Origin of the sequence: Streptomyces changchenzhani (assembly GCF_039766235.1) — a bacterium.
Taxonomy (GTDB): Bacteria; Actinomycetota; Actinomycetes; order Streptomycetales; family Streptomycetaceae; genus Streptomyces.
In genome coordinates this window covers 131,247-154,929 of sequence record NZ_JBDHNH010000013.1, presented here as the reverse complement: position 1 = coordinate 154,929, position 23,683 = coordinate 131,247, and the positions used below count along the sequence as shown (strand labels likewise).

The following is a 23,683-nucleotide window of genomic DNA, read 5'->3' as shown; positions in this document are numbered from 1 at the left end:
AACCTGGCAGTACGAGGCGCTAGCCACCCTGGCGAGTGATGTCGAGGTGGCCCGGATCGCCGGGCTATACCCTCCCCAGCCTGGTATTCCCGTTCCCGATCTGGTAAGAGCTGCCGCTGAAAAAATGCAGCAAGAAAGCGGATTCTTTCGGTGTATGGCAATCTCAGCCCGAAAGTATTTGTGCGCCGATCCGGCCGTACGGGTCAGCGTGGATGAATCCATCCGCGCCTCCGGAGTGCAAAACTTCTCTCTCGACTCAAAATCACTGATGGGAGTTGGGGCAGCATCCGCTGCCGACGTCATATCGAGCAACGTCCCCATGCTCGGCGTGAGTGGCGAGCTACTGGTAGTGGGCTTTCTGATCATAATTGGAAACATCGGCCTCGATGGTTTCTGCTCATGGGTGAATCAGGAAGTCGTCAATAGGGATCACCCATCAGCTGAGAGCTGATGGGTGACAGAGTTTTCCAGTTTCCAGCTGGAGCGAATTGGCATGTTAATGGATTTTCTAAGCAAGGAGTACTTCAAACCGGGTGTATCGCACCCCTTCGGCGCGCCCATCCGAACTTTACAGGCTGCACTGCTGCAGCCTCTTGTCCTGCCTGATGCGGATGAGGAAGACGGCTAGCCTATTGATCCGAAACGCTTGTGATTAGCGGTCGTTGAGCTGGGTGTGAGCGGACTGGTGGGGGATGCGCAGCAGGTAGTGCCGGACTTGTGATGCTGATCGTGGAGTCCCGATATCCCTGCCACCTGGAGCTCAGCCGGTAGCGATGCGGGCCGGGCTGACTGGTGCCGGCAAGCTTGGCGAAGCTGCCTTCAGCAAGATGCGACAGACGCCTTCCGTAATGTCGATTGACCGTCACACCGCCCTGTTCGCCGCCTCCGAATAGGAGAGCAGTCACCGTTATTCGAACTGCGGGAAGTAAATGTTCCATCGCATCCGTATCCTTATCCGCTGGCCACCGTCCCGCCGTGGGAATGTGGGAGCGGCGCAGATCGCCGTGATCCTGGCCACCTTGATCAGCATTGTGGTGTGGGCGGGGAGTCGGTGGCTTATCGTCGCCTTCCCCCTGTTTATGGTCATACTCATGTTCCGGGCCTGGCCGGGGAGGCCCTGGTACAGGGGGCTGTCGGAGCGGAAACGTAAGGGGCTCAGCAGACTCCCGCTGATCGCGTACGGGCTACTTCTGGGGCTAATGCTGCTCGGCGCAGCCATGGCGGTTCAGACGGACGGCTCGCAGGCAGCCCTCAATCTCATGGTGACGTGGGTGATGCACTCCATCTATGCCTCGGGTTTCGAGCCAGAGGAGTTCGCGCTCGAGCGCATGCGCGGTCGGCTCAGTCGGGCCGTCCATCTCCGAGTGTTCGCTCTCTGGTGTGGCATCACCGGCGTTGCATGGCTCGCCTGGTGGGCCATGAGCGGAGGCGACGCGAGGTACAGAATCTTCCTCAGCGGCGCGACGTTGACGATCGCACTGGGTGGGATCGCGGCCTCTTTGAAGGTGTACACCCGCTTCCGAAAGCTGTGCACTGCCCTCAACCGCCAATCCCAAAGGCTGCTCAGATCATTGGAGGAGTTATGGAATGCGTCGAGCGATGAGGAACGACTCAAGCTCGGGCAGGCGGCGAGGCGTTCATGGGACGACCTCCACGAGTTGCTCGTCACCAAGGTCGATACGGGTTTCGACATCCCCGGTGTGTTCGTTCTGCCGGAGGATGCGATCGAGGAGCTGAAGCAGGCTGTGATGGCGGCGATCGACGCCGCACCCGGGGAAGAAGCGGTGCTCCAGCGGGCAGCAAACAGGCTGTTTGTAATCCAGGCCGCATGTCGTGGCCGCGTAGATGCTATGACTTAGTGATCATTTCAGAATGAGTTCGGTGTGGCTGGTCAGGAGCGTCGCCTCCCGCCTGGACGCCGGCAACATGCACGAACTCTCGATGCGCGGGGCCGTCCGGGCAGGCCCCCACCGGCGGCCCAGGCCGCGGGTCGACTGATCGAGATCGACCGGAAGGCCGACCTGAGCGGTGTTGCCAGCCTCGGCAATACCAAGGTGACTGTCGGATACGAACTCGCCAACCAACGCGTCACGTTGCGTCTGGACGGGCACCTGATGCACGTCGTCCACGACGGTCTACTCGCCACGACCCTGCCCGCACCGATCGACGCGGAACAACGAACCGGGCTTCGCGGCGACTCACAGAGCCATCCGAGTGAAGTGCAGATAAGCACCGACTGCTGGAAGGCAGCACGCGACGCCGACACCGAGTCCAAGGAAGAGTGGCTCGCCGCCAAACGCGCCGAAGAGCAGCAGACCGCCGTCGAGTGGGCGAAGAAGTTCGACATGCCGCCGCTGGAGGGACCGGAGCGGGCCCTGGACTGGGGCGAGCGATCCCGCCACCAGTTGATGGCCTCCGCACACGCCGCGCTGGTCCTCGAGGGGACCTGGGACGACGCGGACTGGGCGGAGCTGGAGGAGAAGGCCCGTGCGGTCAATCGCGCCGGGTGGTGGATCGACCAGCGTGACGCAGAGGGCGTCGACCTGCTCGAACTCCTCGACTCGGCAGGCGAGGAGGACCGCGGGACGGAGAACCCGTATCGCTGACGCGGCCGGAACATAGCCGGGAAACGCCGGTTAGCCAAACCGGCGATCTTCCGGACCATTGTTCCTCCCACCGCCCCGCCTCGCGTGGAAGGAACCGTATGTCCCTGCCCCCACCCACTCCGGTGTTCGCTCCGACGCCCGACCCACTCACCCCCGACCGCGACATCACCCACGCCCACTTCCAGGCCGGCGACACCGTCGTCATCCTGAAGGGGGTCGCCGACGGGGAACTGTGGGGAGACTCCATGCGCGTGATCGCCCCGTCCTGGCACACCCCGACCGACGAGGACGGATGGCGGCTGCGCGATGCGACCGGCGGAGCACAGTCGTACATCACCGCCCACGCCCGCTACCTCGTGCACCTCTCGCGCCGCTGCCCGGACTGCCTGATCCACCTCCGGGCCATGGAGGACTGCCTCCTGCCGAAGTACACCGGCCGCGACGAGCTGATCGACTGCGGCTGGTACACCACCACCGCCCTGAACCAGCTCGTGCACATCGCCGACAGGGACGGCCGGTGAATCTCCCCATGCACCGCCCCTGCCGTACCACCGCGCTCCACAGGGCCAGGGCCCGAGCCGTCGCGGATCCGGTCGATCCTTCCTGGCCGCTTCGCCTGGCCGAAGACCTCCGCGAAATCCGGGCCGACTGGAGGGACTCAGCCGAGGTGTGTGCGGATGCTGCCTGGGCGGCTCGGTCGGCCGGCCACAGTGTCCTGGGCCTGCTGTCCCCGGAGGACGTCACCGCAACGGACCATGATCCGATCACCGCCCGCACCTTGGCGCATCTGTACCTGAGTGCCTTGCGGTTCGACTTCCGATGCCCCACCCTCCAACGTCTCGTCGAACAGCTCGCGAAGTCCGCACATCAGCCGCTGGACTGCTACACCCGGGCCCTGTACGCCTTCGCGCTGCTGGGCCAGTCACGGCCCGAGGGCCTCGCGGTCATGGACGAGGTCCTCGCGGATGCCGAGGAGCACCCCAAGACCCTGCACGTCCTACTGCACGGGCTGTGGCTCGGCCAGGACCTGGACCGGGGCGCGGAGCGTCTCCTGGCCCTCAGCGCCCGGCCAGCCCTCGACACCGGTGCCGACCCGATCGCCCTCTTCCGCGTGGCTGGTGCCCTACGCCGGCTGGGCCGGTACGACGAAGGGCTGGGCGCCATCGACAGGGCAATCGACTGCCTCCCGCCGGGAGACGCCTCGGTTCACGCCGACCTGGTCCGCGAGCGCGCCCTGCTCTGTACAGCCCGCGACCTTCATCAGCTCCAGTCGTCCACCCGCACGACGGGAAGCAGGCCGTCATGATCCCCCGTCTCCACGAGCGGACCCGCCTCCCGCACGATCCGCTCGCCGAGGCGCTGGGACGCCCGGTGTTGCCGGACGAGGGACTGACCGAGCACACCGTCGTCGCCCACTGGCCAGGACTCGATTACTACACACCAGAGGACGAGGAGAAGATCTGGACGTCCGTCCAGTGGGCCGAGCACCTCGAAGACTCCTATCGGGAGCACCCGTTCGCCGCCAGCCCACAGGATGACCGGCGCGCGATTTACCACCTCGCCGTGCGGCTCCACCCCGATGACCGTGAGCTGACCGGCCCTGAATGGGCCGAAGTCGCATACCGGCTCGCCCGCGCCGCCGGCATCGAGGTCCCTGGCGATGAAGACGGATGCCGGTGGATCGCCGTCCAGGCCCAGCCCGGACGCCTCAACTTGATCGCCAACTTGATCCGCCTCGACGGCGCGTGGAATACCCAGCCCACCGATGCCATGCGGCTCCTCTCGGTGGAGTCTCGGCGAATCGAGCAGGACCTGCGGCTCACGCCCATAGCAACCGCCACGCCGCCAAAGGCTGTTGCCAGGACCGTCCCCACAGCGTCAACCCAGCTCGCGCCTCTCCTGGCGCAGCTCGCCGACGAGCAGTCCGGGCCGCTGGCCACCGTGCGCGGCCTCGTCGAGCACACCGCCCACCGAATTGCACACCAACCCGGCGTGCCCGGCGCTGACTTGGCGCACCGCCTGGAACTGATCGCCCGCCGCCTCCACGCGGTCCAGCACGATCTGGACACCACAGCAGGCCACCTGAGTGCCGCGGTTCGTCCCCGCGTAGCTGCCGCACCGCCCACGGTGGCCCGGCACGCCGCAGCTCGGATGCCTTAGGAGAAACGTCTCTTTGCCCCTCGCCGACCGCTTCCTGGACATCCGCCGCGATCCACACACCGACGAGGTCCTCGCCCGCGGCGGAGACCCGGAGGCGCACAGTGTCCTGCAGCGCACCGGTTTCGTCCCCATCGTCCGCGTCCACGAGACCTACCACCGCGCCCCCACCGGTCTCGCCGAGGACGAGGAGTCCCGCCTCGCCACCGGCGCCGTAGCCAGGCTGCGGGCTGTCGGCTACCACGTCGACTGCGACACCGCCTTTGACACCCAAGCGCGCCCGCCGAGTTACCCGCCGCTGGGCGCCACTGTCGCCCACCTCGCCGAGCGCATCCGCGCAGCGACTACGACCGAGGAGGTGGCCGACGCTCTCACCGAGGTGACCGCCGCCCACGACGGCATCCTCGCCGCGCTGGGCGAAGTCCTGATCGCCACTGCCGAGTTCTATGACGAGCTCGGCGAAGCGGCCGGCCCGCACATCGCCCAGCGGCTGCGCTACCTCGCCGACGATCGCCTGCCCGTCATCAGCACCGACCTCGGCGACACCCGTAACGCCCTCGCCGACCGGCACGCGCCGCATACCGGCCGCAGTACCTGCACCGAAGTGGTCTCCGCCGCCGAGCGCGAGCGCTCCGCCGCGTGCGCCTGCCCGTCCCCGCCGCGCACAGTTGCCGCCCCGCCGCCCCCGGTAGCCGCCGGACCACGCCGCTAACCCCCACCTCGCGCAAGGACACCATGCACGATTACGAAATATCCGAGCGCCTCGCCACGTACGCCGACATCCTCGCCGGCGAACTTCCCGGCGCCTGGACCAGCACCTACCACTCCCCCGAGGACAAGGACGACCTTGCTGACCTGACCGACCGCATCTGGGACCTCGGCCTCGCCGCCGAGTCCCTCGCCGAACACCCGCTCCAGCAGGCAGCGATCCTGAGCCGCCCGGACGGCGCCCAGCTCGTCGTCCTCAACCGGCACGACGAACCCGACGGCTTCCTCATCGCCGCAGTCGCCCCCCGCGCACTGCCCGACGAGGCGTACCGCGGAATCCGTGAGCCCAATGGCGTCGTACTGACCGACGACCCTTTCCTGAGCGCCGAGACCGTCGCCGGTGACCTGCTCGCCCGCTACGACACCGCGCTCACCCAGGTGCGCCACAACACCATCGGCGGCGTCCAGCCGTCCCAGGCGGAGCAGGTCGTCCTGACCTGGCAGCAGGACGGCAGCCTCGCCGCCGCGCCCGTCGGAGCATCGGCCGCCGCCGTACTTGTGGCCAATGGCTTCGTCCAGGACCAGCAGAGCGGCATCCACCGGCTCAGCGGAGACGACATCACCGCGCAAGCCCTCGCCGTACGCGAAATCGGCCCGCAGCTCGACGCGCTCGGCATCGGCACCGGCCTCCAGCACCCCTCGGGCCGAACCGCGCCCACCGCCACACCGGCCCCCGTGCCGGCCGCCCCGGCTGCGACCCGTACCCCAGCCCACCGGGCTCGCTGAAGCCACGGGAGCAGCAGCTAGTTGCCGCGTCCCGCCGCGACTGAACTGGAGAGATGTCCATGGCCAATCTGGCCGACGCGCACGGCGCCGACGTCGAGATCTATGTCAAGGCGCTGACCACCACCATCCACGCCGACACCCCCACCGGCGCCCCGGTCAAGCTCCACGATCTGCTCGACCAGCTCGGCCTGGAGCGCCAGGAGGTCCGCACCGCCGGCCCCGTCTACATCTGGCACGAGGTTCCCGGGCACATCAGTGCCGCCGAGCAGAAGCGCCTGGCCACGCGCGCGATTCCCGCCCTGCTCCGGGCCGGTTACAAGGTCAGCTGCACCTCTGAAGTCTTCGACGAGGGCGCCCCTCAGCAGGCCGTACGCGCGATCCGCGCCGCCAAGTCCCGCCCTGCCGCGCAGTACCAGGCGCCGACTGCCACCTCCTCGCACCCGGCATCACCCCGGCGCACCCCCTAAGGCCAACCGGGCGGCCCCGGCCCCCGCCGGGGCCGCCCACCCCTCACCCCCGATCGGAGAACCCCGTAGTACCCCGCACGCTCCCAGCGATCACCCACCGCCTCAAGCCCCGCCTCGCATCCGCCCTGTTCCGCCGCTACCTGCGCGCGTGCACCCCTACCGGCGCAGGCCGCGATTCTGCCCTGGCCGACGCACGTCAGGAGGCCCTTCGCGCCGAAGCCCAGCGGATCGGGCACCGCCCCCACCCCTGACCCGTCCCCGACCTGGAGGAGCATGTCCCACCCCACCCCCTACCCAGTGCGGCTGGCCGACGAAATCACCCGCCAGCTCGGCCAGCTCGCCGACCACCTCACCCAGCTCCCCCCGCACGAAGCGATGCAGGTCATCGCCCGCGTCTTCGACCCGGACGACGGACTGCTCGTCGGCGTCACCGGCCTCGTGTCCGTCAGCAGCACATTCGCGAAGGCGCAGGCCGAACGGGGCAAGCTGCCAGCGGAAGTGTGGCTCGCCCTGGGCCGGGCCACCAACGAACTCGACGCCATCGGCGGGGACCTGGACGAACACCGCGAGACCCTGCGGCGCGTCAATACTCAGCCCGCCACGACCACAGCGACAGCACCGGCCCCGGCTCCGCTCATCGTGAGGCGGCGCCGGTGAAGAAGAAGCAGCGCCAGACCTGGGGGCCGGACCAGCAGCCCCAACAGCACTACCTCGTCGAACCCCGCTACCTCGCCGGCGGCGGTGACCTGCGGCATGTGACGGAGTTCCTGCGCGCCTCCGGGTTCAAGGACCTCTCCAGGCCCGGTGGCCCGCTCGTTTTCGACAGCCCCGACCGTACGGTCCGCATTGGCTACGACCCGTTCACCCCGCCCGGAGGCTGGGCCATCCGCGGACACGCCACCGGCCACCAGGAAGCCTGGCACGCCGTCCTCTCCCCGCAGGTGCCCGTGGAGATTGTTGCCGGCTTGACCGACACCCTCACGAAGCCGCGCTCCGCGCACGCCCCCAACGTGTGGGCACCACTCCACGAGCAGGGCTGGGAGGCCGCGCGCGGTCAGCACTTCACCGCCACCAGCCCGGCCAGGGACGCGTTCGTGCAGTTCCACCAGTCCGGCCCCGGCGAGGCCCACTGGTGGGCCGGTGCCCGAACGGAACACGGCCAGACCTGGGACGCGCGGTTCACCCCCACCACACCGCTGCACCTCCTCCAGGGATTCTCCACCGCGCTGGCCGACCCGCAGCCAGCCATGCGACCGCTGGGGCACGTCCCGCCCAGCAACCGGATCCGCACCACCTCCGTATCGGTGCTGCCCTCCGAACTCGGCGCCTGGCAACAGGCCCGGATCAACGCCGCCCGCGCCGCCGCCTGGGCCCGCAACACCGCCCAAAGCGGCTGGCCTCGCACCACGGCCCGCCCGCACGCCCACGCCGGGCGCACCCGAACCCGCCGCTGACCTTGCCTCCCACCAACCCGAGGAACCCGATGCCCGCACTCACCCCGGACACCATCCGCGCCGCAACCGAGACCCTGTCGCGCCTCACCGAGTACCTGCGTGAAAGTCCCGACCCCACAGAAGCGTTCACCCTTGTCGAGCCCCTTCTTGACGAGTACACGGGCCTGCCCATCCAGCTCGCCGACATCCTGCGCGCGCTCGCCCGCACTGTTCAGGGACACCCGGACACCCCGCGCACCGCAGCAGTGTCCCTTCTGATCACGGAACTGCGCAGTGCCGCGTGGGAACAGTCCGACCAGCACGTCCTCCAGTACGTCCTGGACGACCTGCGCGCCTTGTGCAAGAGCACCCCGGTAAGAGGGCCGGAAAGCGGCTGATGCCGGTGAGCGAACGGCAACTCGCCGCCTTCGCCGACCGGCACGCCTGGCAGATTCCGTTCGACACCAGCCCCCGCCACCTGGCCGGCCCCGGCGACGCGCGCCATATCACCCACGGCCTGGCCTCCGCCGGCTGGAAGGCAGTCTCCGACCCGCTGAGTGCCGAGATCGTTCTGCGCAGCCCGGATTTTCGGCACAGCCTCCAGTTCGACCCGCAGTCTGCCACCTCCGCGTGGTGGCGGCTGCGGGCCGAGCCCACCGACACCGAGCCCGGCTGGTACGCGGAGTTCGGCGAACTCCTCCCCGCCGAGATCCTCGCCAGCCTCACCGACGCTCTCGTTTTGCCCTTAGCCACCGGGCAGGAAAATCCGCTGCACATGCTGGATTCCGCAGGCTGGCTCATCGACGGCCGCGGATCGGCGACCTCCGATCCTCCAGGGTGCCGCGTGGAACGGCGCACGGAGCGCGGCGACGCCCTGGTGCCCTGGCGTGTGCAGGATCGCGTGTCCTGGCATGTGGAGGCGCGCGAGCCTGGACACGGTATGCCAAGGGGCTCCCGAATCTGGCACGCATCGTTCGACGGCAACACACCCGAACACCTCGTGGGCGCCTTCGTCAGCGCGCTCGCCGACCCCGCCCCGCTCCAGCGCGCCATGTTCGACCGCACCGCCCATTTCAACGTGTTGCAACAGCCCAGCACGCTCACCCCGCAGCAGACGGTCGATGCCCACACCACCCGCCTCAATGCCCTCCGTGCGCACGCACGCGCAGCCCACCGGGAGGCAACGAAACCCGTGACGACCCCGGCGTCGACGGGCCCCGCCCGTCCGGCCGCTCGCCGCTGAACCGACAGGACCCTTTCCATCTCCGCCGATCACACCGCACACCACGCGTTCCTCCGTCACCTCGACGACTTCGTCCAGGACGGCAAGGAGATCCTCGACGCCTGGGACGCCTACTCCGACGAGCACACCGACCTCGACGGCTGGCCGCACGACGACCACGCCTACGGCCTCCGCCAGAGCCAGCGCGACGCCGACACCCACACCGCGTTCGAGCCACTGCGCAGCAGCGCCTGCCACCAACTGGCCACGGCCGAGGCACAGCTGGCCCACCTGCCGGCGAACACGGTGCAGAGCCGCTGGGTGTACCAGCTGGGCGTCCTGCACACCGCGCTCGAACAGCTCGAAGCCCTCCACGAGCAGTGGCTGACGACCCGCGACAGTCTCCCGGCCAACGCCCCGCCCGGCACCCCGGCCTTCGACGGCGCGCTCGCTGAACATCTCGCCGAATCGTGGAACTACCTCGACGACTGGGGAACCCACGCAGGCGCCCTGAGCGAGATCAACTCCGCCGCCTCGAAAGCCCCCTCGCCCCTGGCCCCGCCACCGACTACGGTCCCCGCCCCCGTCCGGGCGACAGCGGTGCGCAGGTGAGCGTGCCCCCGAGTCCCTGACCGTCGAGGTCGCCCAGCCACGTCCACCAGCCCAGAACGGCACCAGCCGCTGACCTTTTCGCCCCCGTCCGGAAGCCGATAGCTCTTTGCCTCCCTCCTCGACCAGCTCCACCGATGGGTACGACCTCGTCCTGCGCCTCCTGCTCGGAGTGCTCGCCGTCGTCGTCCCCCTGGCCCACCTCACCTGGCTGTCCGGCAACATCACCGCCTACCTCACCGGAACCACCTGGGCCCCCTACCAGCCGACCGCAGCCCTGCTTCACCCCGAACAGCTGTGGCCCCAGGCAGGGGACACGCTCCTGCTGATCGCCACGCGCATCGTTCCCGTTCTCCTCCTCATGGCCCTCGGGACAGTGGCCGGCGTCCTGTGGGCCCGGTACAAGAACCGCGGTGGAGGCCGGAAGAAGATCACCGACATGGCCAAGGCCCGGGACATCCAGCCGCTGATGGCCAAGGCCATCACCGACAAGGCCCGTTCCCTGCGCCCGAGCCTCAAGGACGCCAAGCGCATCGACGCCAAGGACACCGGCATCCTGCTCGGCAACCTCCAAGGCAGCCGCCACGAGGTGCGGATGGGCTTCGAAGACGTCGCTGTCGCGATCATGGCCCCCCGGTCCGGCAAGACCACCAGCCTGGCGATCCCCTCCGTCCTGGCCGCCCCCGGCCCCGTCCTCCTGACCTCGAACAAGGCCGCCGGGGATGCCTTCACCGCCGCCTACGACGCCCGGACAGAGGTGGGGCAGGTGTGGACCATGGATCCGCAGCAGATCGCTCACGCCGCCCGCGAGATGTGGTGGAACCCCCTCGCCAGCGCGACGACGCTGGACGGGGCCAACCGGCTGGCCGGTCACTTCCTCGCCGCGAGCGTCGACGCGAGCGCCCAGGGCGACTTCTGGTCCAAGGCCGGCAGCAACATCCTGTCCCAGCTTCTGCTGGCCGCCGCGCTCGACGAGCGGCCGATCACCGACATCATGCAGTGGCTCGCCTTCCCCGCCGACCGCACCCCGCTCGACATCCTCCGCGACCACGATCTGGCCGCCGTCGCCGCCCAGCTCAAGGGAACCGTCGAGGGGCCGCCGGAGACGAGAGACGGGATCTACGAGACCGCGCGCCAGTACGCCGCTGCCCTGCTCAACGCCGAGATCGCAGCATGGGTGACACCCCAGAAGGATGTTCCCGAGTTCCGGCCGGCGCAGTTCGTCACCTCCACCGACACCCTGTTCCTGCTGAGCAAGGACGGCGGCGGCGGAGCGAGCGCGCTCATCGCGGCCTGCGCGGACTCAGTGATGCGCGCCGCGACCGCACAGGCCGAGCGGGCCGGGGGCCGCCTGGACCCGCCGATGCTCGCGATCCTCGACGAGGCCGCCAACGTCTGCAAGATCAGCGACTTGCCGGACCTGTACTCCCACCTCGGCAGCCGCGGCATCATCCCCATCACGATCCTCCAGAGCTACCGCCAGGGCCAGAAAGTCTGGGGCGACGCCGGCATGGACGCCATGTGGTCCGCCTCCACCGTGAAGGTCATCGGCGCCGGCATCGACGACCCCGACTTCGCCGACAAGCTCAGCCGCCTGATCGGCGATCACGACGTGGAGACCACCTCGACCTCGCACTCGGAATCCGGCAAGTCCACCTCGGTCAGCATGCGGCAGGAGCGGATCCTGCCCGCCGACGCGATCCGCGCTCTGCCCAAGGGCACCGCGCTCTGCTTCGCCACCGGCATGCGCGTCGCGATGCTCGACCTCCGCCCCTGGTACCTGGAGCCCGGCGCCGCCAAACTATCCGCCGCCTCCGCCCGCGCCTCCAAAGCCATCACCGAACGGGCCATCGCCAAAGCCGCTCCCAAGCAAGACGACTTCGGAACCGCAGCATGAGCGAGCCCCGCCCGCACCTGATGGACCTCCGCGCGCGCCTTTACGGCCTGGTCCAGCTGGATACGTCCGTGCCGCTGTACCGGGGGCGGGGCATCACCGTCACCGCTGAGGGCCAGCGCGCGCTGACCCAGCACCGCGCGCACATCGGTGTGGGCACGCCCCCGGCTACCGCACCGCATGCCACCGCAGCGTCCAAGAGGACGCGGCGATGAACGCGTTGATGCCACAGGACGAAGGAGACCGCGAAGCGGTCAGCGCCCTGGCCGAACGACTCGCAGACACACCTACTCCTGCGGGCCCCACCCCGAGAGAGCTGGGAACCACCAGCAGTTTCATTCCGCTATCCCAAGTCCTTAATTTTTCCCAGGAGCCACATGAGCACCACGTCACGCAGCCAAGAAACGAATAAGGAGGGCGAAAACCGAAGAAGCAACGAACGAACCCAGCGAATAATAGAAAAAGCGCACAGACTTCTGCATCTGACCATACCTTCGATGATGAGCCCTAATCACGATCCACAGTTCTGAGATCGCATGCTCAAGCGCATCAGTCATCCGCAGGTCAAGCTGCCCCCGCCGGAAATCAGCCAGCGATCCCATATAGCGGACCGTATCGGAGTGACTGAAGGCAGGTGCAAACGGCGTCGATTCGGCCCCATAGCGAACAGACCAGCCGAAACGGTTGATCAAAGAGTCAGCAGCAAACGCGACCGACAGAGCAGCGAAGACCAACGTGGACGCCGTCACCGCAAAGAGTAGGTAGAGAAATATCCTCTCCTGCGGGGTTGAGACGCTTACTGATACCGCAGCCACACCAGCAGAAGTGAAAGCATTCGCACTGAGCAGGACAGCGGCACGATTTGCCACCGCTGAGCGCAATTCATCACACCGAACAATGTGCCACTGAATCAACGCGAGAAGTTCCTCAGGCGCACATTTCCCTGAATCATTCCCCATATCGCCTCCCGTCGCCGACAGCTACTTTGCCACCAACCTCTGATCTTTACACATCCGTTCGTGCGCCTGAACATATTGATCAGAAACTCATGGGGTTCACTCGTCGAGGGTGTAGCGGACGTGCGGGGCTTTGAAGTAGCCAGTGATGATGTGGGGTTGGCGTTGTCGGCGGTGGAAGAACCTGCGGGTTTCGGCGGCGAGTTCGGTCCGGTTCCTGGCCCGGTGGGTGTGGGGCAAGCTGCGTTTGAGGTCGGCGTTGACGAGCTCGTCGGGGTTGAGTTCGGGTGAGTACGAGGGCAGGAAGTGCAGTTCGATCTCGTCCTGGTGGTCGGCGAGCCAGGCCCGGACGGTCTTCGAGCGGTGGGCCGAGTGCCGGTCGACGATCAGGTGGACCTTCCGGTCGAAGTGACCGACGATGCGAGCGAGGAAGCGGCACATGACCGTCGCGTCGAACGACTCGGTGAAGACCATGAAGTGCATCCGGCCCTTGGTGCTGATCGCGGACATCGCGTTCACGGAGAACCGGTTCCCGGTGCGACGGACCACCGGAGTCTTCCCCTTCATACCCCAGGTGCGGCCGGTGACCTGGTCCGAGCGGATCCCGACCTGGTCGGCGAACAGGATCTCGCCGCCATCGGCCCTCGCCCGGGCCAGGATCGCCGGCCAGGTCTCCTCGTGCCACGTCCGGACCGCTTCCGGATCCTGCTCGACGGCCCGCTTGTCGGGTCGCTGGAAGGTCAATCCCCAGCGCTTGAGGTACTTGCCGACCCCGGGATCGGTGAAGCGGACTCCATACAGCTTGAAGATCAGCCGGCCTATCTGCCCCCGCGTCCACAGCTGGCCCGAAAGCCCCAGGCCGGACGGCGTGTGGTCGAGGACAGCCTGCCGCACGGCGGCCTGCTCGGCCTCGGACAGAACCTGATGCTCACCCGCGCGTCGGCCCCGCGGCCGGGACAGCAGCGCGTCCCGCCCGCCGGCCTGCCACCTCGCCCACCAGTTGTCCACGGCCCTGACCGACACCCTGAACAGAGCGGCAACCTCTACCCGGTCCCGGCCCTCCACCAGCGCCGACACCGCCAGCAACCGCACAGCCTCCTGCGCGTCCGGCGACCAAGTCCGCGCATCCCCCACCAGATCACTCACACATCATCAACGAGCCCGAACCCAAAGCGTTTCGGATCAATAGCGAGCGACAAAACAGGACCAGGGGAAGTCCAGTCAACGCCCCCTCAGCCAACCCATCTGCCTCACCTGACTCTCCGCCCTCACTCAACAGAGGAGTTCCCCCCTGTCTCAATTCGCAATAACTTGTCCGTTCCATGGCAACGCGCAGTGGCGGCGCATCAGGGATACCTCACCGTCGGAGTGGGCGGACGTGGTGGCATTCGATGCGGCCATCCGGCAGGGAAATGCCCGCGCCAACGCCTCGGGCAACCAGCTGCTCGGCGAGGCGTTCTTGCACCGCTCCCGTGTCCCCCTGAGCCATGCGCCGATCGACCATGTCACGGCCGCCGAACGGGCCGCCCTCCACACCGGGGCAGACGATGCGGACGAGCTGGAGCACGGCGTGGTGGACGGCTGCTCGCCCTGGGCGTGCCGCGGCGACGCGGATACTCCGACCCAGGACGACTTCGGGCTGGCCACGTGATACTTGATCTCTTCGCGGGACCCGGTGGTTGGAGCAGGGCGCTGGGCGTGCTCGGCGTGCGCGACATCGGCCTGGAATGGGACGAGTGGGCCTGCAAAACCCGTGCGGCTGCCGGGCAGTTGACGGTCCGCACTGACGTGGCGATGTATCCGACGTGGCCCTGGGTGGGCCGCACCCGCGGACTGATCGCGTCCCCTCCGTGCCAGGCATGGAGCATGGCTGGCAAACGCCTCGGCCTGGTGGACCAGCCGCTCGTGCACGAGGCCGTCGAGAACCTCGCCGCCGGACACGACATCCGCGAACGCCTCCTGGCCGCCTGCCGCGACGAGCGCAGCCTGCTCGCGGCCGAGCCCATGCGCTACCTCCACGCCTTGAACGCGGTCGGCGAGCCCGAGTGGGTCGTCATGGAAGAGGTCCCCGACGTGTTGCCGCTGTGGAAGCAGTACGCGGCCGTGCTGCGGCGGTGGGGCTTCTCGGTGTGGACGGGCATCCTCAACGCGGCCGACTACGGCGTACCGCAGACAAGGCGGCGGGCGATCCTGCTCGCCTCCCGGGTCCGCACGGCCCAGCCCCCGACACCGACGCATGCCCAAGTCGGCGAGCCCGAGTTGCTGTTCGGTCCGGGCCGCACGCGCTGGGTCAGCATGGCCCAAGCCCTGGGGTGGGGCGCCACCGACCGGCCCGTTCCCACCGTCTGCGCCGGCGGTGGCCCCGGCGGCGGCCCCGAACCGTTCCCCTCCGGCTCCCGCAAGACACTGTCCGACGCCCGCGAGCGCGGCACCTGGACGCCGCAGCCGGACGGCGTCGTCCTGCAGTCCCGCCGCGAAGGCGCGGGGTGGGCGGCCCGCCACGGAACCCGCGAGAACCGTGCCGGGAGCGCCCCGGCGCCGACGTTCACCGCCGAGGCCCACCGCTGGTCCTGGTCCCTGCGCAGCAACAACCAGGCCAACGCCACCATCCGGCCGCTGTCAGAACCGGCGGGAACGCTGTTCTTCGGACACCGCTCCAACGAATGCACCTGGATCGCCGAACCCCCCGGCGCACAGCGGGAGGATGCGGTGTCGGCGCCCGCTCCGAACCCGATCCGGATCACCGCCCGGGAGGCCGGCATCCTGCAGACCTTCCCCGCCGACTACCCCTGGGCGGGCAACAAGGGCCAGCAGTTTTCGCAGATCGGCAACGCCGTACCCCCGCTGCTCGCGGCCCACCTGCTCGCCCCGCACCTGAACATTCCTCTCGACCCCGACGACTTCACCCTGGCCGCCTGATGCCCCGAACCCCCGCACCCGACGAGGGCGACCTCGACTCGATCCCGCCGCCCCATCCGGTGTTCCATGTCGAGCAGGCTCTCCTCGGCGCTCTCCTGCTCGACCCGCAGCACCTCCGCGACGTGACCGGGATCGGCCCGGACGCGTTCTCCACAGCCGCCCACGGCGCCCTGTTCGCCGCGATCCGCTCCCTGCCGGCGCCCGATCCGGTCGAGCACGCGAAGAACACGAAGTGGCTCGCAGCCGTGCTCACCACCGCCCGCGAGCAGGTGCGCGGACTGACCGCGCCGCACCTGCACAGTCTGATCCAGGTCTGCCCCTGGCCCCGGCACGCACCCGCGTACGCGCGGATGATCGAGGCAGAGCACGCCCGGCGTCGTCTGGCTGCCGCCGCCCAGCGCCTCACGCATACCGCCGGGGACACCACATTCCCGCAGCACATGGCCACGACGCTCACCGAGGCCGATGCCCTCGCTCTCGTGGTGGACGACATCTCCGCCCGATTCCCCCCGCACGCCGGATCCCTGCCCCGCACCTCCACTCCTGAGCCGGTCACAGCCCACGACGAGGACGCGGTCGACGAGGAACGGCTGCTGCTCGCGACCGCGACCGCGCATCCCAGCGACGTCGAGCAGATGCGATGGCTCATGCCCGGCGACTTCACGCAGCCCCTGCACGCCGGTCTGTGGCAGAGCCTGATCGCCCTGACTCGGCGCCACGCACCCGTCGATCCGGTGACGGTCCTGTGGGAAGCACGGCACCGTGGCCTGCTCGGCCCGGGGGCCGAACCGCGAGAGCTGCTGGACCTCCTCGCCGGACCTGTCGGCTCCCCGGAGCACTGGGCCGAGCGCGTCCTGCAGCGCTCACTCCTCACGACAATCCGGCACGTCGGCCGGCGCATCGAGGCGTTCACCGACGACCCGGCCACCACGCCGTACCAGCTCGTCGTCGGCAGCCGCCGCGCCCTCGCCGACCTGTCCGCCGTACGCACCCGCTGGCACCACGCCACCGCCTCACCCGCACAAGCGGACAAGACCGCACGCACCAGGGCGGCGAAGGCCACGGCCGCGCCCCGGGCCCGCCCGCCACGGGCCACAGGCCCGCCCGCCTCGCGCAGTTCCCGCTGACCCCCACCCGCCGACCGCCGAACAATCCACGGTCCGGCGACCGGCAGAAGAGAGCCATCCTTCGTGACGACACCTGCCCTCGACGCGCATGTCCGCCTCGACAACCACCCCACCCACCCCAGTGCCCTGACCGCCGCCCTGACCGGCGCCCAGGCCCACATCGCCCACCTGGCTCTGGAGGCCGACGGCTGGTCCCCCGTCGGCGAGAACATCCTCGTCCTGGCCCGCATCGACAGCGAAGAGCCCTACTGGGCACAGCAGGCCGCCAACGCCCTGAACGCCGAGGGGATCACCACCGAGATCACCCCCGGGCTGCGGGAGGCGATCGACGAGGACTGGACCTGGGCCAACTACCCGATGCCCTGGTGCACCCGCAGCGAGATCCGCGAGGTCTCAGCCGAAGCCCAGAAGATCCATGAATACATCCGTCACGGCCACCTCTTCATCCACGCCCACGCCGAGGACGGCCACACCACCGTCGCGGTCGGCACCTACCTCAACGGCGGGCGGAGCGTCTATCTCCACGGCGAGAACCACCTGCGGCAGATCGCCGACACCTTCGACTCGCCCGCCAAAGCCCTTCTCGCCTTCGAGAAGATCCACGGCGACACCATGCGCCCCGGCCCAGCACCCCTGACCGACACCGAACGCGCCGCCGTCAAAGCCCAAACCCAGCTCGGCACACCCGCCATCGAGCCCGAACTACCGCGTCCAAGACCAGAGACCGTCCCGGCGTATGCCGCCGACGCCGGCGACCACGATGCCATCCTGGACACCTTCCTCGACGCGCACGGCGACTGGTCGAAGTGGCGGACCTGGTCCGACGGAACCACCCACGCCATCCACGAAGACCAGACCCTGCGCATCGAACTTGTCCACGAAGCTACCGCCCACGACACCGCGTGGACCGTGGCGGCCTACGAAACACCGGTCTCCGACCGCATGTGGGCCCTCACCAGCACCGGCGCCACCCCCGCCCCCGTGATGCAGGAACTGCTGGATCACCTCGCCGACGGCGACTTGGACACCGCCCTCGGCACCCCGGTGGACGAAAAGGCCGTCACCGCCGCCACACACCCCCTGACCGACGCCGGGTGGAACCACACCGTCGACGGGCGCTGGATGCGCTGGACAACCCCCGCCGGGGACGCAGGAGTCCAGTTCGATACCTTCGCCGCCCAGCATCATCCGGAACAGGCCCTCGCTACCTGGATCATCTGGGGCGGCACGAACCCCGATCGCCCCACCTGGACCCTCCACGCGTCCCCGCGCACGCCCAGCTCGCTGCTGGCCGACCTCTCCGAGAACCTCGCCCACGGAACCGGCACCCGCCAGGCGCAGGCCATCGGCCTCGAACGCAGAGCGCGCCTCGCCACCTCGCCTCTGACCATCCCAGCGCCAAAGACCGGTCCATCAGCCAGCCGTACACGCTGAGTACTGAGCCCTCGGAGCGGGGCAACATAGCGCGGGATCGCCGGTTAGCCAAACCGGCGATCCCGTGCATCATTGGCAGTCCACCGCCACGACCTGCCCGTACGTCGAGAGGCCCCACCCGCACCCAGCGCAGACCGAGCGCAAAACGCTCATGGCCAGATGCCCGCCATCCGCTCACGCCGCTGCGTAGCTCGCACGGAACAGATCCTCGGCACGCTCCACGTCCCTCGGGGTGCGCAGCTGCACCTCCAGGTCGCCCGTGCCGTGGTGGCCGAGTCCCGTCACGTTCCGGGTGAACCCGGGAACGAGGTCGACCGGCTTCGGGTCGGCCTTGAGGTAGACGAGGAGTTTGCTCCGCTGAGGCGGGCAGACGCAGGCGAAGTTCCGCAGACGCTGATAAGCCCGGTACTGCTTGCGCTGGATGCGGTTCACACCGTTCCCCAGGCCCAGCAGCGCCTCGTCAACGGCCCGCACCAGCTCGTCCATCGGCTCACTCCGGCCATCGACGAGCGTCTGCAGTTGCGCCCGGCGGGCTGTCCGTGTCCGGCCGCTGCCGGATGCCACGGTCTCAAGACCAAGCAGCTCACTGCCGAAAAGGCGGTAGCGCACCAGGTCGATGCTGCGCCGGTGCTCACGGACCGCGTGCACGTCGTAGCGCGTGAAGTCACCGGCGATACAGATCAACCGCGGTCCGCTCCAGAGCACCTGCGCCGCAGCCGTCGCCCCGAGCCGGTCGCGCACCAGGTGCTCGAACTCACGGCGGTGGTCCATCAGCCACGAGAGGTAGAACAAACCCTGGTTGATGACGCCAACATCGACGCCGCGCTTGTACTCGACGATGACCGGCGACCCGTTCTCGTCAAGACCGAGCGAGTCGATCCGACCGCCGTGAACCGGCCCGGTGCTGTACTCGCTCGCCAAGAACCGGACGCCCAGCAACGTCTCCATGTGCGCCTCAACGAGGCCCTGCACATCCGCCTCGACATCAGCAAGATGCGGCGTGACCTCGGTCACGCCGCTTTTTGTGTTGAACAGCTTCAGGCCCGACACCTTCCCCTCCTCGGCTCAGAGATCGTCAACGCCGAGCGGGTGCAGGTTTGTTTCCGCGAACGACTTCGGGGCCGTGAAAGAAGTGTGCGAATGGGTCGTTCGACCGTACCCACTTGCCCTTCCCCAAGGGAGCCCCCGCAGGAGCCGCCGGAACCGCGCCCACATCCAGCACCAATCCAACACGGTGCGGGTGACGAGGGGTGATGAAAGGTGACGAAGGATCAGATTATCCAGCACCTATCCAGCACGGGAAAAACCAAAAGGGCCCAACTCCGGATAGTCGGACCCTTCTTGACCTGCATGTTTGCCAGATCGGCGACGTGGTGCTATGTCACCCGCTACACGTTGAAGCGGAATTCCAGCACCATGGCCAACATGCCCGCCGGAGGCGATTTCAGCCGCGGTGCGACGTCCGATGCATCCGGGGGCTGGGCAACATAGCCCGAAAAGGCCGGTTAGCCAAACCGGCCTTTCTGGGGACCATGGATTCATCGTCGTCACGTCAAGCGAACACCATTCCCTCGGTCTTGGAGAACCTCTATGTCCGCACAGATCGACCGGTTCACCGCACCAGAGTCACGTCACTACCCCAGGAGCCACCACGTGAGCCCAGCATCCACCGATGCGCAGGCCGGGCATGCTGCGTGCAGCCCCGTGCGCATCCGTGCCACCTGGAGTGGTACCAGCAGCGTGGCAGATGCCTCCGAAGCATTCGGCTTCTCCCGGGCAAAAGGCTATGACCTCGTCCGTCGCGGCCAATTCCCGTGCCGCGTGCTCCAGATCGGCCGTGGAACACGTGTCGTCACCGCCTCCCTGCTCCGCGTCCTCGAAAGCGGAGATCCCGAATACAACCCAGTCACCGGCTGACATTGCCCCACCCTCACGCCGCAAGGCCCCGCCTGAGCATGGTGGACCTCTCGAGTTCCTTAGCAGAGGTCCTGGGTGTCTTCAAAGCGCTCTCGACCCTTGCCCAAGTACTCAGGGCCGCCTGTGTTGCCTCCTCGCCGGACTTCGACACTCTCGAATGACGACGCGGAGAAGCGCGGCCACGTGACACCCGATTCGTCGGATTCGGAACCCCGGTCACTCTGCGGCCCTACCCCAAGTCATCACAGTTCCGGTGGGGTTAGGCGGTCCACGTCAACCTTCGCAGGCGCGGGACGTGCGTCGCCAAGCTGTGCCAGTGCGGCTCGGATTCTGTGGTCGACATGGACATCGTCGGCAAGGTGACTGAAGTGTCGCGCACAGTTGGGGTGGCGGCGCATTGTCGAGGCGACTGAGCTGGCGCTGTCACCCCGCAAGATACGTAGCCACGCCGCGATGTCCTTCTGGGGTCCCCACTGATCCCAGTGCGCGTCCCACTCGAATGCCCCGTCACAGCACTCCTCGAGAAGGTCGAGTGCGTCATTCTCTGCCGCCCGTTGCGCAATTTGGATCAGCCACATGATGGTGACGTCGACTTCCCCCCGTTCAGGAGACCTGTGCGTACCCAGGAGTGCGGCCATCGCGCGCACGACGTCGACAGCACGCTGAGCATCGGCAAGCAGCGCCGGCAAGAGTGGCTGCAGGGGCAGGGCGCGTGCGTTCTCACATCGCGAGACGAGCAACTTGTCTGTGAGCGTGCCTTGATGGTGGGATTGTGCATGTTTGGACGCGATGAACGCGACCCCTGATGATCAAGGTTCTCTACGCCTTTGATCAAGAACAGGGGTCGCGTTCGCGTGCCATCCTCCCTGATCGACGTTCTCCAGCGCCACCGCGGGGACGCCGACCTGTTGCACCTGCCTGCTGGGCTGTCCGAACTCGCGACGTTGTCGCAGGTGCTGGACCGGCTCCCTGATCCGCGTCGGGTGCGGGGCCGCCGCTACCGGCTGGGGTCACTGCTCGCGCTGAGTGTGCTGGCGGTGCTCGGCGGCGCCACCACGATAGCCGGTATCGCCCGCTATGCCACCGACACCTTGCCCGAGGTACGGGCGAGGATCGGACTGCGTCACCCGCCACGGGCGACCACCTTGGGCCGTCTGTTCTCCCGTCTGGACGGCGACGCCCTCGATGACGCCGTGGGCGCCTGGCTGGCCCGGCACGCAGCTGATCCGGCCGGCGAAGAGGCGCTGGAGCTGGTGGGAGTCGCCGTCGACGGCAAGGCCGTACGCGGCAGCCGCACCGGCGAAAACACGGCCATCCACCTTCTGGCCGCTGCCCTGCACGAGGGCCAGGCCGTGATCTCCCAGCGGCAGATCGCTGTGAAGAGCAATGAAATCCCGGCCTTCGCGCCGCTGTTGGACCGGATCGACCTTCATAAACGCGTCATCACCGCAGACGCGATGCACACCCAGACCGGCCATGCCGAGCACATCATCGCCCGCGGCGGTCACTACATCCTGGTCGTCAAGGGCAACCAGAAAAGGCTCCGCCGCCGGCTGCGGCATCTGCCCTGGCGCGAGGTTCCCCTGCAACACCGCACCCGCGAACAGGGCCATGGCCGACGCGAGATCCGACGGCTCAAGGTCTGCACCGTCCAGCCCGGACTGCTCTTCCCACACGCCGTGCAGGCCATCGAGGTCAAACGCCGCCGCACCAACCGCACAACGAACAAGACCACCATCAACACGATCTACGCGGTCACCAGCCTCGCCCCCGAACAGGCCACCCCAGAGCGGCTCGCCGAACTGATTCGCGGACACTGGCAGGTCGAGGCCCTGCACCACGTGCGAGACGTGACTTTCGCCGAGGATGCCTCCCGTGTTCGCACCGGCACTGCCCCACGAGCGATGGCCACTCTCCGCAACCTCGCCATCGGCCTCATCCGCCAGGCCGGCTGGACGAACATCGCCGCCGCGACCGACCACTACCGGTCACGAACCGACCACGCCTTCCAACTACTCAATCTTGAAGCGTGAGAACGCATCAGCCCTGCCCGTGGTGACCTCCCGGACCGACGTTGTCCGTTGCGCCAGGGAGGAAGCAGGGGTTCAACTCCAAGAACCCCTGCATCTCCCTCTCAGTCGGAGGAGTATCCAGAAAGCTCCTCCACTGGGGCAGCAGTGAAGACCGGTACTCCTCCCACGCGACCGCCTGGGGACGATCTGGGCTCGTATCGGTGTCTGCGTGGCGGAAGGTGTGCACCTACGCAGTATGGATGGAGAGGAGAGGCAGGGGGCGGAAAACAGCCGCCCGCAGAGCAAGTTGGAGCACCGCCTACTGAGGGTGAACGCGTGGTGTCGTAGGGGGGCCGACTCGTCGGTGGTTGCGGTATCACCGGAGTCATGCGGCGTCCACAAGGGGTGGGCTGACCGTCGAACGGCAGCTGTTCCGCGAGGAAATACGGCTCATGGCGGCCGAGCGGTTCACCTCGGGTGAGTGGAGGACCCACGCCCCGTCCACTACCCAGCCGCCCATCGCTGCCGAGCCCGCACCCCCTCCCCCGACGGCTCTCACGCCCGGTCAGAACCTCACACTGCCCGAAGAGGCGTGGGACGGGCTGACCATCGCGTTCAAGTTCGGCGGGGCAGAAGCCGACCTCACCCTCTTCCTCACCGACGCGCAAAGCCGGGTCGCCTCCGACGAGGACTTCGTCTTCTGCAACAGCCCTCTGGCGCCCAAGGAGCCGTGCACCTCCTGGGCAAGCAGAACGACGGCACGTACATCGTCGAGCGCGCAGCCGTCCACCTCGCAGCCCTCCCCGAAGACGTCCAGCGCATGACGATCGCGATCAACATGGACGTCGACACCGGACTGACATGCGGAGCCCTCGCCCACGCAGAACTCTCCCTCGGATGCGCCACAGCCACCTGGACCGTCCAGCCGCCTGCCGACCCAGCCATGTTCGTCGGGGAGCTGTACCGCCATCGCTCCCCCGCCGGCCAACCGGTATGGAAACTCCGCGCAGTCGGACAGGGCTGGGCCGACGGGCTGGACGGCCTAGCCAGAGCACACGGCATCGACGTGGGGCAGTTCACCTGTATAAGTCCCCGCTGAGGCGGTGAGCGTAGCCGACACTGGGCCCAGCTCCACTCGCCGGGGAGGAGCGGGTACTAGATGACGTACGGCGAACCGGATGACCATCCGTTCTACTGCCAGAATTTCTCGTCTTCTTCTCGCCGGATCCGGCCCTGGCAGTCAGCGCACAGCAGTTGGCCGGTCGTCTTAGCCGTTGCGTCGTCGTTGGGCCATGAGCAACCGCAGCCCTTGCACAGGCCGAGGTTGTCGAACTCTTCGGTGCATGCAAGGCAGTACATTGCACTGTTATCCGACGGATCGACGAATATGGCACAGTCGAGGAGCGCATGGGCGTGGCAGGACGGACAGTCCATGC

The 23,683-nt window shown here is 67.9% G+C and carries 27 protein-coding genes and 1 pseudogene; 25 read left to right on the top strand and 3 right to left on the bottom strand.

The features are described 5' to 3' along the window. The 17 genes from ABCR94_RS33180 to ABCR94_RS33100 all read left to right on the top strand — a co-directional run. The coding region (locus ABCR94_RS33180; protein WP_347124554.1) for a hypothetical protein at positions 1-451 on the top strand (451 nt) is incomplete at its 5' end. A gap of 568 nt (positions 452-1,019) precedes the next feature. Next, entirely contained in the window at positions 1,020-1,859 is an 840-nt protein-coding gene (locus ABCR94_RS33175) for a hypothetical protein (RefSeq protein ID WP_347124552.1), read from the top strand. A 13-nt stretch (positions 1,860-1,872) separates the two neighbouring features. Next, positions 1,873-1,998 carry a hypothetical protein gene (locus ABCR94_RS33170; protein WP_347124550.1) on the top strand — a complete coding sequence of 42 codons (126 nt, stop codon included), beginning with the start codon at positions 1,873-1,875 and terminating at the stop codon, positions 1,996-1,998. Between the two features lie 56 nt (positions 1,999-2,054). After that, positions 2,055-2,606: a hypothetical protein gene (locus tag ABCR94_RS33165; RefSeq protein ID WP_347124548.1), complete on the top strand. Its 552-nt coding sequence runs from the start codon at positions 2,055-2,057 to the stop codon at positions 2,604-2,606. Between the two features lie 98 nt (positions 2,607-2,704). Beyond that, positions 2,705-3,127, top strand: coding sequence for a hypothetical protein (locus ABCR94_RS33160; RefSeq protein ID WP_347124546.1), 423 nt, complete (start codon positions 2,705-2,707; stop codon positions 3,125-3,127). Continuing rightward, on the top strand, positions 3,124-3,912 hold the full coding sequence (locus tag ABCR94_RS33155; protein WP_347124544.1) for a hypothetical protein: 789 nt from the start codon (positions 3,124-3,126) through the stop codon (positions 3,910-3,912). Before ABCR94_RS33160 ends, ABCR94_RS33155 begins: the two co-directional genes overlap by 4 nt. Further along, positions 3,909-4,766, top strand: a complete 858-nt coding sequence (locus ABCR94_RS33150; RefSeq protein WP_347124542.1) for a relaxase/mobilization nuclease — start codon at positions 3,909-3,911, stop codon at positions 4,764-4,766. The genes ABCR94_RS33155 and ABCR94_RS33150 overlap by 4 nt, the downstream gene beginning before the upstream one ends. 13 nt (positions 4,767-4,779) lie before the next feature. Continuing rightward, the gene (locus tag ABCR94_RS33145) at positions 4,780-5,475 is read left to right on the top strand and encodes a hypothetical protein (protein WP_347124540.1); all 696 of its coding nucleotides are present in this window, start codon (positions 4,780-4,782) and stop codon (positions 5,473-5,475) included. A gap of 23 nt (positions 5,476-5,498) precedes the next feature. Further along, positions 5,499-6,257, top strand: coding sequence for a hypothetical protein (locus ABCR94_RS33140; RefSeq protein WP_347124538.1), 759 nt, complete (start codon positions 5,499-5,501; stop codon positions 6,255-6,257). A 59-nt stretch (positions 6,258-6,316) separates the two neighbouring features. Then, entirely contained in the window at positions 6,317-6,724 is a 408-nt protein-coding gene (locus ABCR94_RS33135; RefSeq protein WP_347124536.1) for a hypothetical protein, read from the top strand. 273 nt (positions 6,725-6,997) lie between these two features. After that, positions 6,998-7,381 carry a hypothetical protein gene (locus tag ABCR94_RS33130; protein WP_347124535.1) on the top strand — a complete coding sequence of 128 codons (384 nt, stop codon included), beginning with the start codon at positions 6,998-7,000 and terminating at the stop codon, positions 7,379-7,381. Continuing rightward, a complete protein-coding gene (locus ABCR94_RS33125; RefSeq protein WP_347124533.1) occupies positions 7,378-8,178 on the top strand; it encodes an SPDY domain-containing protein in 801 nt (266 codons plus the stop codon). Before ABCR94_RS33130 ends, ABCR94_RS33125 begins: the two co-directional genes overlap by 4 nt. 29 nt (positions 8,179-8,207) lie before the next feature. Further along, positions 8,208-8,555, top strand: a complete 348-nt coding sequence (locus tag ABCR94_RS33120; protein ID WP_347124532.1) for a hypothetical protein — start codon at positions 8,208-8,210, stop codon at positions 8,553-8,555. After that, on the top strand, positions 8,555-9,400 hold the full coding sequence (locus ABCR94_RS33115) for an SPDY domain-containing protein (RefSeq protein ID WP_347124530.1): 846 nt from the start codon (positions 8,555-8,557) through the stop codon (positions 9,398-9,400). Before ABCR94_RS33120 ends, ABCR94_RS33115 begins: the two co-directional genes overlap by 1 nt. A 285-nt stretch (positions 9,401-9,685) precedes the next feature. Then, positions 9,686-9,991 (top strand): hypothetical protein, encoded by a 306-nt coding sequence (locus ABCR94_RS33110; protein ID WP_347124528.1) that lies wholly within the window; start codon positions 9,686-9,688, stop codon positions 9,989-9,991. A gap of 106 nt (positions 9,992-10,097) precedes the next feature. After that, the gene (locus tag ABCR94_RS33105; protein ID WP_347124526.1) at positions 10,098-11,885 is read left to right on the top strand and encodes a type IV secretory system conjugative DNA transfer family protein; all 1,788 of its coding nucleotides are present in this window, start codon (positions 10,098-10,100) and stop codon (positions 11,883-11,885) included. Then, positions 11,882-12,097 carry a hypothetical protein gene (locus ABCR94_RS33100; RefSeq protein WP_347124525.1) on the top strand — a complete coding sequence of 72 codons (216 nt, stop codon included), beginning with the start codon at positions 11,882-11,884 and terminating at the stop codon, positions 12,095-12,097. Before ABCR94_RS33105 ends, ABCR94_RS33100 begins: the two co-directional genes overlap by 4 nt. Positions 12,098-12,271: 174 nt before the next feature. Here ABCR94_RS33100 and ABCR94_RS33095 read toward each other — a convergent pair whose 3' ends face one another. Both ABCR94_RS33095 and ABCR94_RS33090 read right to left on the bottom strand, forming a co-directional pair. Continuing rightward, positions 12,272-12,841 (bottom strand): hypothetical protein, encoded by a 570-nt coding sequence (locus ABCR94_RS33095; RefSeq protein WP_347124523.1) that lies wholly within the window; start codon positions 12,839-12,841, stop codon positions 12,272-12,274. A 96-nt stretch (positions 12,842-12,937) separates the two neighbouring features. Next, complete coding sequence (locus tag ABCR94_RS33090) at positions 12,938-13,984, bottom strand: IS630 family transposase (protein ID WP_347124522.1); 1,047 nt, start codon at positions 13,982-13,984, stop codon at positions 12,938-12,940. Positions 13,985-14,150: 166 nt separating this feature from the next. Here ABCR94_RS33090 and ABCR94_RS33085 point away from each other — a divergent pair. From ABCR94_RS33085 to ABCR94_RS33070, 4 genes and pseudogenes are all read left to right on the top strand, one after another. Further along, a pseudogene (locus ABCR94_RS33085) lies at positions 14,151-14,489 on the top strand (hypothetical protein); the annotation flags it as partial. Then, positions 14,486-15,757: a DNA cytosine methyltransferase gene (locus ABCR94_RS33080; RefSeq protein WP_347124520.1), complete on the top strand. Its 1,272-nt coding sequence runs from the start codon at positions 14,486-14,488 to the stop codon at positions 15,755-15,757. The pseudogene ABCR94_RS33085 and the gene ABCR94_RS33080, both read left to right, overlap by 4 nt. Beyond that, positions 15,757-16,884 (top strand): DnaB-like helicase N-terminal domain-containing protein, encoded by a 1,128-nt coding sequence (locus ABCR94_RS33075; RefSeq protein ID WP_347124518.1) that lies wholly within the window; start codon positions 15,757-15,759, stop codon positions 16,882-16,884. Before ABCR94_RS33080 ends, ABCR94_RS33075 begins: the two co-directional genes overlap by 1 nt. Before the next feature lie 63 nt (positions 16,885-16,947). Then, on the top strand, positions 16,948-18,318 hold the full coding sequence (locus ABCR94_RS33070; RefSeq protein WP_347124516.1) for an SPDY domain-containing protein: 1,371 nt from the start codon (positions 16,948-16,950) through the stop codon (positions 18,316-18,318). 174 nt (positions 18,319-18,492) lie between these two features. Here the strand turns inward: ABCR94_RS33070 and ABCR94_RS33065 are convergent, their stop codons facing one another. After that, on the bottom strand, positions 18,493-19,368 hold the full coding sequence (locus ABCR94_RS33065; protein ID WP_347124515.1) for a DUF5655 domain-containing protein: 876 nt from the start codon (positions 19,366-19,368) through the stop codon (positions 18,493-18,495). Positions 19,369-19,908: 540 nt separating this feature from the next. Here ABCR94_RS33065 and ABCR94_RS33060 point away from each other — a divergent pair. The 4 genes from ABCR94_RS33060 to ABCR94_RS33045 all read left to right on the top strand — a co-directional run bounded on the left by ABCR94_RS33060 (position 19,909) and on the right by ABCR94_RS33045 (position 23,346). Beyond that, positions 19,909-20,235, top strand: a complete 327-nt coding sequence (locus ABCR94_RS33060; RefSeq protein WP_347124514.1) for a helix-turn-helix domain-containing protein — start codon at positions 19,909-19,911, stop codon at positions 20,233-20,235. A gap of 854 nt (positions 20,236-21,089) precedes the next feature. After that, positions 21,090-22,268: an ISAs1 family transposase gene (locus ABCR94_RS33055; RefSeq protein WP_347124512.1), complete on the top strand. Its 1,179-nt coding sequence runs from the start codon at positions 21,090-21,092 to the stop codon at positions 22,266-22,268. A 431-nt stretch (positions 22,269-22,699) separates the two neighbouring features. Further along, a complete protein-coding gene (locus ABCR94_RS33050) occupies positions 22,700-23,071 on the top strand; it encodes a TerD family protein (RefSeq protein WP_347124567.1) in 372 nt (123 codons plus the stop codon). Then, positions 22,978-23,346, top strand: a complete 369-nt coding sequence (locus ABCR94_RS33045) for a TerD family protein (protein ID WP_347124510.1) — start codon at positions 22,978-22,980, stop codon at positions 23,344-23,346. Before ABCR94_RS33050 ends, ABCR94_RS33045 begins: the two co-directional genes overlap by 94 nt. The last annotated feature ends 337 nt before the right edge of the window (positions 23,347-23,683 follow it).